The organism is Maribacter chungangensis (assembly GCF_042676845.1).
GTDB lineage: Bacteria > Bacteroidota > Bacteroidia > Flavobacteriales > Flavobacteriaceae > Maribacter > Maribacter chungangensis.
This window is the reverse complement of the sequence record NZ_JBHTHY010000014.1, coordinates 516,740-527,546: the sequence shown is the minus strand read 5'-3', so window position 1 is coordinate 527,546 and position 10,807 is coordinate 516,740. Positions and strand designations below refer to the sequence as shown.

The following is a 10,807-nucleotide window of genomic DNA, read 5'->3' as shown; positions in this document are numbered from 1 at the left end:
AAATGGGACAGGATTTAAATATAAGATTTCCCGATAAGGATTTGGCCGAGTTCAAAAAACTTATCGAAGAGAAGATCGTAAAAGCGAACGGACATTTGGAGTTGCTTAAAAGTTCCTATATGAACGATGGCAATAATGGTACTGATGATACCTCACCTACCTTTAAGGCGTTTGAGGAAGGCTCGCAGACCATGAGTAAAGAGGCAAATACCCAATTGGCCATACGTCAGGAAAAATTTATTAGGGATCTTAAAAACGCACTGTTACGCATTGAGAATAAGACCTACGGTATTTGTAGGGTAACAGGAAAACTCATTAACAAGGAGCGCTTAAAACTGGTTCCCCATGCTACATTGAGTATAGAAGCAAAGAACATGCAATCGTAACAAAAACGCCTTTAGGGGCGTTTTTTAAGTATAGGCCTTGAGAGTATTGTCATTTTTAATAGTATGGTTTATGGGAATTTCCGGTCTGGCCCAGAAACAGTTAGAAAGAACTATTGATGCTAGGTCCGTTTCCTTACTGCAAATAGATGCCGCTAATTGTTTTGAGGTAAAAATCGAAACTGGCGACACGGATTATATAGTTGTGACGGCACGCTTGGAAGGTGAGTATACGAAGGACCTGGATCTTAAGGTCTACGAAAATGGCCGTACTTTGGAGATAAATGCCGGTTTTAAGGATACATTTATTAACCCCAACGATAAACTAAGCGCACATAAAGTAGTTTCTATTGCTTTGCATATACTCCTGCCAAAATGGAAGAATGTTCAATTATACGGTACTAACGCCAGGGTCGTAGCGCAGGGTGATTATGAAGATATGAACATTGTGTTGGCAGACGGGAGTTGTGAGTTGGACCAGGTAGGCCGTAACGTTAGGGTCAGTACACAAAGCGGTAACATTACTATGAAAGCCAAAAGTGGCAGTATAGCTGCCTCCAGTAAATATGGTCTGGTAAATAAAATGGTTCTTCCAAAAGGCGCGAATCGTTATAATTTATCTACGGTGACGGGTAATATTGAGCTAAAGAAACCCAAATAATATTTCTATTTTTGCCCTTTATTACAATTATATGAGTTTAAAAAAGTCCGCCCTCCTTATTTTATCGATTCTTGTGGTAGATCAATGGAGTAAAATCTATATCAAAACGAATTTTGTGCTAGGTGAGTCCATCGATGTTTTTAATTGGTTCAAAATTCTTTTTATAGAAAACGAGGGTGCTGCGTGGGGTGCAAAGCTCAGTGATATTTTTCCTATTTCCGATAAAGCAGGAAAGCTGATTCTCACAATTTTTAGGCTGTTCGCAATAGGCGGGATCGGCTATTGGTTATATGATGTAATCCGTAAAAATACATCTAGGACATTGATAATAGCTGTATCGTTGATCTTTGCAGGAGCGCTAGGTAACATTATCGATTCTGTATTTTATGGGATGATATTTAACGAAAGTTATAATGAGATAGCAACCCTGTTTTCAGATGAACCTTATGGCGGCCTTTTTTACGGAAAAGTAGTAGATATGCTGTATTTTCCTTTGATAGACACCACTTGGCCCGAGTGGTTGCCATATTTGGGCGGAAGTAACTTCAGGTTTTTTGAACCTGTATTTAATATTGCCGATACAGCTATAAGCACAGGAGTAGGTATTTTATTGGTCTTTAATAAGAGGGCATTTAAGGAAGATGAAGAAATAAAGGAGGATATGGTAGAAGAAGCAAGTTTGACAGACCCGGTACCTCAAGAAACACCAAAGGAATAAACAGTATTTGGTGTTACGCAGTAGTCCAGTTTTACATCTGCATCGTGGACATCCGTTATTTTTTCTTCGGCCTCAAAAAAAGAAAGCCCAACTTTTATAACATCATTGCGGCACTGGGATAAAAAGCCATCATAAAAACCTTTTCCGTATCCCACACGGTTACCATTAGTATCAAAGGCAAGTAAGGGAACGAAAACCACATCAAGCTTTGTTGGGGAAATAGTTATACCGTTTAAAGGTTCCGGAACATCCCAACTGCTGAGGGTAAATTTAGTGCTATCGGTTAATAGAAAGTGTTGTAGATCTTCGGTTCCAATAACCTTTGGGACTACAACATGCTTGTCCTTACCTTGCAAAATAGAAAGTATGGCAGAAGTGTTTATTTCTTTTTTCTTAGTTATGGATAAAAACAGGTGGTAATAATCAAATTGCCAAATAGGTAATGAAAGAAGTTGGTTGGCAATAGAAATGCTATCGGAATTGCGTTTGGCTGCTGTAAGTGAATCTCGTTGTAAGGTATATTTAGTACGTAAGGTTTTCTTCAACATGGTTGGAGAACTAATGATACCGGTAATAAAAGCGTATTACTCCTTCCCTGCAACCGCAAAAAATACTTTAAAGAAAAGCATTAATATTAGATATGTGCCTAAGGTGATAATATAGCTTTCCATGTCCGAGGGATTTTTGTTGATGCTAAATGTAGGAAAAATATTTATCAATTATCCTTTAAGTGTCGTTTTTTATCGATTAAATGCACATTTTTTGTAAAAAATTAACACTTGCACGAATAATAATAAGTATGTTTTAAATTTAATATATTGATAATCAATAAGTTGTGATTTAAAGGCTATATTTCTATAAAAAGGTGAGATGACGGCACTATGTCAACGGTTTAAGAACTTGATAAAAATTGACCTCCTTTTTTACGTTTACTTTAATATAATAAGTCAAAAGAGAGAAGTTGGCAACAGGGTCTTTGTCTTTTTTAATGTTGTTTCTTGAAGTTGAAAATTAAAAAAAGTGCGTTAAGGGAAAATTGGGCTTCGGTACGTTAAATTCTGTAAAAGCTATACTCATTTTATAAAAAGAAGGTAATTTGAGCAATATTATTGTTTAAATACAGATCGGTACACATCATGTCTCAAATCCCTATTGAAATTCAATTAAGTGCATTGCCCACAGGTCCGGGTGTTTATCAATTTTATGATTCAAATGATGTTATCCTATATGTTGGCAAGGCAAAGAACCTAAAAAAAAGGGTTTCTTCTTATTTTACCAAAAACCACGAGTATGGAAAAACCAGGGTTTTAGTAAAAAAAATCGATAAGATAAAACATATTGTTGTGCCTACGGAATCCGATGCCCTTCTTTTGGAGAATAACCTAATAAAGGAATATAGGCCGCGATACAACGTATTGTTGAAAGATGATAAGTCCTATCCGTGGATCTGTTTGAAAAATGAGCGGTTTCCAAGGCTTTTTCCTACACGTAGGGTAATCAAGGATGGTTCCGAATATTTTGGCCCGTACACCAGTATGAAGACGGTCAGGACCCTGTTGGACCTTATAAAAAGTGTTTACCCTTTACGTACCTGTAATTATGACCTTTCTAGGGAGAAAATTAAGAACGGGAAATACAAGGTATGTTTGGAGTATCATTTAGGCAACTGCAAAGGGCCTTGTGAAGACTTGCAATCCAGTGAAGAGTATGATCGCCAGATAGCGGATATAAGGGATATTGTAAAAGGAAATTTTAAGTCGTCCCTACAGTATTTTAAAGGGCAAATGAAACAATTGGCCGGCGAAATGCGGTTTGAGGAGGCACAGGAAATAAAGGAGAAAATTGATGTTTTGGAGAATTATCAGGTAAAATCTACCGTGGTAAATCCAAAGATCAGTAATGTAGATGTATTCTCCATAATTTCCGATGAGGCCTTTGCCTACGTAAATTTCCTTCAGCTCTCCCATGGTTCTATAGTAAGATCACATACCATGGAACTAAAAAAGAAATTATCGGAAACGGATGAGGAACTGCTTCAATTGTCGATAGTAGAAATAAGACAGCGTTTTAAATCGCAATCCAAAGAGATTTATGTACCGTTTAGAGTGTCCGTTCCAGAAGGTCTTTTGGTTTCCATCCCCAAATTGGGAGACAAAAAGCGCATTTTGGAAATGTCCGAACGAAACGCTAAATTTTTTAGGCAGGAGCGTTTTAATCAGATTAAAATTATTGATCCGGATAGGCACACCAAAAGGATAATGGTGCAGATGCAAAAAGATTTGCGGCTTTCCGCGGAACCAAGGCATATAGAGTGTTTTGATAATAGTAATATCCAAGGAACGCATCCTGTGGCCGCATGTGTTGTTTTCAAGGATGGCAAACCTTCTAAAAAGGAGTATAGACATTATAACATAAAAACGGTCGATGGTCCGGATGATTTTGCTTCAATGGAAGAGGTAGTGTTTAGGAGATATAAACGTTTGTTGGAAGAAGAAGCACCATTGCCACAACTTATCGTAATAGATGGGGGCAAAGGCCAGTTGTCCTCTGCGTTAAAAAGTCTGGATATCTTGGGACTACGCGGTAAAATCGCAATCATTGGTATTGCTAAAAGGCTGGAAGAAATCTATTTTCCAGAAGACCCCATTCCTTTATATTTGGATAAAAAATCTGAAAGTTTAAAGATTATACAGCAATTGAGAAACGAGGCACACCGCTTTGGAATTACCCTTCATAGGAACAAAAGAAGCAAAACGGCCATAAGTTCGGAACTGGAAGGAATTAACGGTGTGGGGGAAAAAACGGCAAAGGAACTTTTAAAACGTTTTAAATCTGTTAAAAGAATAAAGGAAGCTACCATAGAAAACCTTAAGGAGGTAGTTGGAGATTCAAAAGCAAAGAAAATATATGAATCCTTCAATAAAACATAGTACCAATGGGTTGGGCACATTGGTAAGGGCTTTGTTTCTATTTGCACTTTGCTTTACTTGTGCAGCAGGTGCGCAGGACACTATTGGTACGTCCAATAAAAAAATAGGTCTTGTCCTAAGCGGTGGTGGCGCAAAGGGCTTGGCGCATATCGGGGCACTAAAGGTCATAGAGGAAGCCGGAGTTAAAATAGACTATATAGGAGGTACGAGTATGGGCGCAATTATTGGAGCCTTATATGCCTCTGGTTATAATGCAGACCAACTGGACTCTATGTTCAGGGCCACTGATTTTAGCAAGCTCATCCAAGATAACCTTCCCAGAAGTGCCAAAACATTTTATGAAAAGGAAGATTCTGAACGGTACGCTTTAACACTCCCCTTTGATGGGTTTAAAGTTTCGGTGCCCCCTGCATATTCTGGTGGCCAGAATATCTATAACGAGATGGTACGTATGTTATACCATGTTAGGGATATTGAGGATTTCTCTAAATTACCGATACCTTTTGTTTGTATTGCCACGGATATTGAAACAGGAAAAGAAGTCGTATTCAATTCTGGATATTTGCCCGAAGTAATTATGGCAAGCGGTACGTTTCCCTCGCTTTTTGAGCCTGTAACAATAGATGGGAAAGTGTTAATAGATGGCGGTGTGGTCAATAATTACCCCATAGACAAGGTAAGGGCCATGGGTGCCGATATAATTATTGGGGTAGATGTACAGCATGGTCTTTCGGACAGGGAGTCCTTAGGCTCCGCAACCGAGATCCTTTTACAGATAAATAATTTCCAAAGTGTGGCCGATATGGTACAAAAAGCTGCCGACACCGATATATATATCAAACCAAAAATCGAAAAATATACGGTTATAGAATTTAACAAGGGTAATGAAATTGTAAAGACCGGAGAACTGGCGGCAATAGCGAAGTACAATGAATTACGGCAGTTGTCATCTGGTATTTCAAAGCCGACACCGGTTGTGGTACCGTTTAAACCAACCGATTCTATTACGGTAAATAGACTTATGATCAGTGGAGATACGGTTCATACCAGAGGTTATGTAAAAGGAAAGCTTCGTTTTAAATTGGGAACACCCATAACGTTCAATAAACTAAAACAAGGAATGGGCAACCTTAGTGCAACGGGTAACTTTAAAACTAACCGCTATAAATTGGTTTCCAATGGTATAGGAGACGATTTAATTTTACGTTTGGATGAATCAACAAATTCTGCTTTCTTTAGGGTGGGAGCCCATTATGACGATCTTTACAAGAGTGCCGCTATCTTGAATTTTACCAAGAAAAATTTACTGGTAAGGGACGATAGGGCATCTATAGATTTTATCTTGGGAGATAACCCAAGGTATAACTTTGAGTATTATATAGATAAGGGCAGCTACTGGAGCTTTGGAATTAACTCCAGATATAACGATTTTGAACAGGAAATTGCTTTTGATATTATAGCCAATAATTTTGAGGTTCCTTCTGTGCTAAACGTTAACAATATAAATTTGGATGTAGTCGATTTTACCAATCAAGTCTACGTACAAACGGTGCTAAGGGAAGAATTTGCTTTTACTTTGGGAGCAGAACATAAGTTTTTAAAATACAGTACAAGAACATTAGGTGATTTGTCCGATGCAAATAATTTGGATACACCTACCATTGTTCCGGTAAACGATTCAAAAGGAAGGACCTTTTTTGAGAAAAGTAATTTTTACAGTGTTTTTGGAGGGTTAAAGCTAGATACGTATGACGATAAATATTTTCCTTCTAGTGGATTGTTTTTTAATGGAGATTTCCACTATTACCTTTTCTCTTCCGATTTTAATGGCAACTTTAAGGATTTTTCCGTTTCCAAGGCACGAATGGGCGGAGCTTTTTCTATCCTTGAAAACCTGTCGCTGAACCTGGAGACCGAAGGTGGTTTTAAATTAGGGACTTCGAATGTAACGTCTTTTGATTTTGTGCTAGGAGGTTTTGGCACAACGCTAATAAACAACTTTGTTCCGTTTTATGGCTATGATTTCTTAAGTTTGCCCGGAAACAGTTACGTAAAGGCCTACGGTAGGCTGGATTACGAATTTACGCCAAAACATCATTTTTTGGGTGCGGCAAATTTTGCCAATGTAGACGATGACCTTTTTAGGACCGGCGAATGGTTTACCGCCCCTAGTTTTTCTGGTTATGGCCTTGGTTATGGTTGGGAATCTTTTTTGGGTCCTGTTCAATTTATGTATTCTTGGTCTCCTGAGCTAAATCGTTCCAACGTTTTCTTTAGTATCGGGTATTGGTTTTAATATGAAATCGAAACATTGAATCAGCTCAATGAATAGGTGCTGCGATGGCATTATTTCCGGTGCCGTCCGTTTTAACATGAATTATACCAATTTAAGTTTTGAATGTCGTATTGAAAATTTGAATTATTTTTTCTCGGTTTAGGAATGAAATCTAAGCATAGCATTAGCTATGGTTCTATTTTATGACGACAAATGAGTAAAAAAGAAACTTGTTTTATGCGACATCTAGAAGTTATATTGGTATTATATATTGGAACTTCGTTGAGAAGCTTCGAGATATAATAAATACGGGGGTTGCATCGATTTCAGCATAGCATTGCTAAGGTGAAATCGAAAAAAGTAGCGCAGCGGTAGTATTGGAAGTAGCTCGGAGCTCCAATAGCATTTCCATTGCATATTTTTGGTTTAAACAATACATCTTTATTTTGGGTTGCCCCGTGTGCTTTTAAGGGAGGTTTTGTTTACAATGATTCCCTTTTTTTCTTAAGAAATTCATAATATATATCGAGAATTATTAATTAGTGTTAAGGTAAGCGTTAAAGTACGTTAAAGCCAATTATGATTAGTTAGTTATGACTTAATTTTACATCAGTAAGGGGTGGTTCCCTTACAACTTTAAGTATTGGTTTTTCATAATTTAAAGTTTGGTTGGTTATTTAGGAAAAGCCCGGTTTTTAAGCCGGGCTTTTTTTATACAATACTTTGGAATAAAATTTGTTTACATTAATGTTGTAGCGATGTAGGGTAAACCGTCTTGCTGATACTTTAGCGTAAAATACCGTTTATGAGAAGATTTTTCCTGTTTGTTTTTCTAATTGCATTCTTGGGCACATCTGCACAAGAAACCAAACCTGCGTTCCAAGCAGGTGAATGGTTAAAGTTTAGGATGCATTATGCTTTTCTGAACGCAAGTTATGCGACCCTTCATGTAAAAAATGCCAAGATCAACGATAAGAACGTATACCATGTGGTGGGCCATGGTGAAACCACGGGCTTTGCCAGCCTATTTTTTAAGGTAGACGATAATTATGAAAGTTATTTTGATAAGGAAAATGGCAGGCCGTACCGCTTTATTAGAAAAATAGATGAAGGGGGATACACCAAAGATGTAGAAATCAATTTTGACTACGAAGAAGACAAAGCCGTTCTAAATGATAAGAAAAACAAGAAAAAGTTTAATTTTGATATTCAAGACGGGATACATGATTTAATTTCGGCCTTTTATTATTTACGAAATAATTATGATGCCAAAGACTTGGTGAAAGGGGAAAGTATAGGAATGAAATTGCTATACGATGATGACGGTGTTTTTAATTTTAAATTAAAATATCTAGGAAAGGAAGTCCTAAGAACAAAGTTTGGTAAGGTAGAATGCCATAAGTTTAGACCTTTGGTGCAGTCTGGCAGAGTGTTTAAAGAAGAAGAAAGCTTATCTCTTTGGGTGTCCAATGACCAAAACAAAATTCCGATAAGAATCAAGGCAGATTTGGCGGTAGGAGCCATTAAAGCGGATTTGGATGGCTATAACGGTCTTAAGCATCAGTTTAAGATAATAATGGATTAATTAAAAATGGAAGATAAAGAGCGAATTCAGTCCCAAATTGATAAGCTTGCCGACAAATACAAGGATTCGGGTCAGGATTTAAGCTCTTATCTGGACGGTCTCCTTTACCAGCGCTACCTCACCTATTGGGACTATATCCATTTAGATACCTTGTTAAGCCTTCAAGTGCCGCGCACCCATTTTCCGGATGAGGAAATTTTTATCATGTACCATCAGATAACCGAATTGTACTTTAAACTCATTCTTCACGAGCAGAAACAGTTGGTAGACGATAAGTCTCAAAAACTAGCGTTTTTTATAGAAAAGGTTAGGCGTATCAATAGTTATTACAAGGCCCTTATTTCGTCTTTTGGCATTATGATAAAGGGTATGGAGCGAGAGCAATTTCTTCAATACCGTATGGCATTGTTGCCTGCTAGTGGATTTCAGTCTGCACAATACAGAATGATCGAGATTTACGCAACAGGAATGGAACATTTGGTGCACCACACCAAACGGGATTCTTTTTCATCGGAAAACACGGTAGAAGAATTGTACGAGAACATATATTGGAAAAAGGGAGCTACCGACGCTGCTACGGGTGAGAAAACCTTGACCCTGAAACAATTTGAGTACAGGTATACACCAAGGTTGATACGTATTGCAAGGCAAATGAAGGATGCCAATATCTATACAAAGTACTTGGCTTTGCCTAAGATGAACCGAGAAGATAAGGAGCTAAAGGAGGCGTTAAAAGCGATGGATCTGAACGCCAACGTTAACTGGCCCTTAATGCACATGGGGTCCGCACATCGCTATCTTGGGAAGGAAGGAAGCAGCATAGAAGCCACGGGCGGAACCAACTGGAAAGACTATTTGCCGCCAAGTTTCCAAAAAGTGATCTTTTTCCCATCATTATATACAAATAAGGAGTTAAATGAGTGGGGTAAACAATGGGTAGACCATATCTTTAACCCAGAAAAAAGTAATTTAAAGTAATGCAGAAATTTTGGGGCACTTTATTGGCACTTACCATGCTTTTTTCGTGTAAAACGGAAAAAGAACTAGAAACTAAGGAAATAGCACAGATACCTATTATAGAAAAACCTGTTATTAAAACTTATGGTTTTAATTTAGAGGATTTTAAGGTGGTCCGTGATACCATTCGCAGAGGGGATAGCTTTGGGGAATTAATGATAGCCCATGAGGTAGATTATCCTAAAATCATTAAAATAGCGGAGGAGTTCAAGGATACTTTCGATGTAAAGCGTGTAAAAGTCGGAAAGCCCTATGTTATCCTAAAATCAAAGGACACCACGGAGACTACACAATTCTTTATTTATGAAAATGATAGAATAAATTACACCGTAGTAGATTTAAGGGATACGGTAAATGCGTACACAAGTAGAAAAAAAATAAGATATGTACAAAGGGAAATAGCAGGGATGATTGAGAACAATTTATCCGAATCCTTGGATACCCTTGGCGTAGATTACGCGGTAACCATATCCTTATCGGAAATTTATGCCTGGACCATTGATTTTTTCAGCCTTGAAAAAGGGGATAAGTTCAAAATACTTTACAAAGAGCGCTATATAAACGATAGTATCTATGCAGGTTTTGAGCCCATAGAAGCCGCATATTTTGAACATAAGGGCAAACCCATTTATGCTTTCGCCTACGAGACCGATTCCCTAAAACAGATTACGGATTATTTTGATCAGGATGCGAACAACCTGCGGAGTACCTTCTTAAAAGCACCGATCAAATTCGGTTACAGGGTATCATCAAGATATAACCTTAAAAGACGAATAGCCTATTATGGCTATAAGGTGCGTCCCCATAAAGGAACCGATTATGCCGCCGCCATAGGCACACCGATAATTGCTACTGCAGATGGTACGGTAACGGAATCTACCAGAAGAGGAGGTAATGGCAGGTATGTAAAAATAAAACATAACGGTACCTATAGCACCCAATACCTGCACATGAAAAAACAAAAGGTAAAAAAAGGGGAATTCGTGCGTCAGGGCGATGTTATAGGTTGGGTCGGTATGACCGGAAATACCGGAGGCCCCCATGTTTGTTACCGATTTTGGAAAAATGGCAAACAGGTAGATCCTTTACGTGAAAAACTACCTACCGCAGAACCTATTGCAGATTCGCTCAGAAGTGCTTATGTTGCCTATATAAATCCTTTGAAAGAACAACTGGATTGTATAGAGTATACCGTTTTCGAGAACGTAGAAAATAACCTTATAACCCTCAACCAATAA

General features: G+C 38.0%; 9 protein-coding genes. 8 read left to right on the top strand and 1 reads right to left on the bottom strand.

Annotation, left to right across the window (positions count from 1 at the left end):
- Positions 1–2: 2 nt before the first annotated feature.
- The 3 genes from ACFQZJ_RS16540 (at position 3) to ACFQZJ_RS16530 (ending at position 1,762) form a co-directional block, all read left to right on the top strand.
- Entirely contained in the window at positions 3–386 is a 384-nt protein-coding gene (locus ACFQZJ_RS16540; RefSeq protein ID WP_379935990.1) for a TraR/DksA family transcriptional regulator, read from the top strand.
- 70 nt (positions 387–456) lie between these two features.
- Positions 457–1,044, top strand: coding sequence for a hypothetical protein (locus tag ACFQZJ_RS16535; protein ID WP_379935989.1), 588 nt, complete (start codon positions 457–459; stop codon positions 1,042–1,044).
- A 31-nt stretch (positions 1,045–1,075) separates the two neighbouring features.
- Positions 1,076–1,762, top strand: coding sequence for a lipoprotein signal peptidase (locus ACFQZJ_RS16530; protein ID WP_379935988.1), 687 nt, complete (start codon positions 1,076–1,078; stop codon positions 1,760–1,762).
- Here ACFQZJ_RS16530 and ACFQZJ_RS16525 read toward each other — a convergent pair.
- On the bottom strand, positions 1,741–2,310 hold the full coding sequence (locus ACFQZJ_RS16525; RefSeq protein WP_379935987.1) for a 5-formyltetrahydrofolate cyclo-ligase: 570 nt from the start codon (positions 2,308–2,310) through the stop codon (positions 1,741–1,743). The genes ACFQZJ_RS16530 and ACFQZJ_RS16525 overlap by 22 nt on opposite strands.
- 588 nt (positions 2,311–2,898) lie before the next feature.
- Here ACFQZJ_RS16525 and uvrC point away from each other — a divergent pair.
- The 5 genes from uvrC (at position 2,899) to ACFQZJ_RS16500 (ending at position 10,807) form a co-directional block, all read left to right on the top strand.
- Positions 2,899–4,692 carry an excinuclease ABC subunit UvrC gene (uvrC, locus tag ACFQZJ_RS16520; RefSeq protein WP_379935986.1) on the top strand — a complete coding sequence of 598 codons (1,794 nt, stop codon included), beginning with the start codon at positions 2,899–2,901 and terminating at the stop codon, positions 4,690–4,692.
- Positions 4,670–6,988, top strand: coding sequence for a patatin-like phospholipase family protein (locus ACFQZJ_RS16515; RefSeq protein ID WP_379935985.1), 2,319 nt, complete (start codon positions 4,670–4,672; stop codon positions 6,986–6,988). The genes uvrC and ACFQZJ_RS16515 overlap by 23 nt, the downstream gene beginning before the upstream one ends.
- A 784-nt stretch (positions 6,989–7,772) precedes the next feature.
- On the top strand, positions 7,773–8,552 hold the full coding sequence (locus ACFQZJ_RS16510; protein WP_379935984.1) for a DUF3108 domain-containing protein: 780 nt from the start codon (positions 7,773–7,775) through the stop codon (positions 8,550–8,552).
- Positions 8,553–8,558: 6 nt separating this feature from the next.
- Entirely contained in the window at positions 8,559–9,530 is a 972-nt protein-coding gene (locus ACFQZJ_RS16505; RefSeq protein ID WP_379935983.1) for a tryptophan 2,3-dioxygenase family protein, read from the top strand.
- The gene (locus ACFQZJ_RS16500; RefSeq protein WP_379935982.1) at positions 9,530–10,807 is read left to right on the top strand and encodes a peptidoglycan DD-metalloendopeptidase family protein; all 1,278 of its coding nucleotides are present in this window, start codon (positions 9,530–9,532) and stop codon (positions 10,805–10,807) included. The genes ACFQZJ_RS16505 and ACFQZJ_RS16500 overlap by 1 nt, the downstream gene beginning before the upstream one ends.

Bases quoted from the DNA above. Each gene is read 5' to 3' on its own strand.
- ACFQZJ_RS16540 (WP_379935990.1), top strand. From the start codon at position 3: ATGGGACAGGATTTAAATATAAGATTTCCCGATAAGGATTTGGCCGAG.
- ACFQZJ_RS16535 (WP_379935989.1), top strand. From the start codon at position 457: ATGGGAATTTCCGGTCTGGCCCAGAAACAGTTAGAAAGAACTATTGAT.
- ACFQZJ_RS16530 (WP_379935988.1), top strand. From the start codon at position 1,076: ATGAGTTTAAAAAAGTCCGCCCTCCTTATTTTATCGATTCTTGTGGTA.
- ACFQZJ_RS16525 (WP_379935987.1), bottom strand. From the start codon at position 2,310: ATGTTGAAGAAAACCTTACGTACTAAATATACCTTACAACGAGATTCA.
- uvrC (WP_379935986.1), top strand. From the start codon at position 2,899: ATGTCTCAAATCCCTATTGAAATTCAATTAAGTGCATTGCCCACAGGT.
- ACFQZJ_RS16515 (WP_379935985.1), top strand. From the start codon at position 4,670: ATGAATCCTTCAATAAAACATAGTACCAATGGGTTGGGCACATTGGTA.
- ACFQZJ_RS16510 (WP_379935984.1), top strand. From the start codon at position 7,773: ATGAGAAGATTTTTCCTGTTTGTTTTTCTAATTGCATTCTTGGGCACA.
- ACFQZJ_RS16505 (WP_379935983.1), top strand. From the start codon at position 8,559: ATGGAAGATAAAGAGCGAATTCAGTCCCAAATTGATAAGCTTGCCGAC.
- ACFQZJ_RS16500 (WP_379935982.1), top strand. From the start codon at position 9,530: ATGCAGAAATTTTGGGGCACTTTATTGGCACTTACCATGCTTTTTTCG.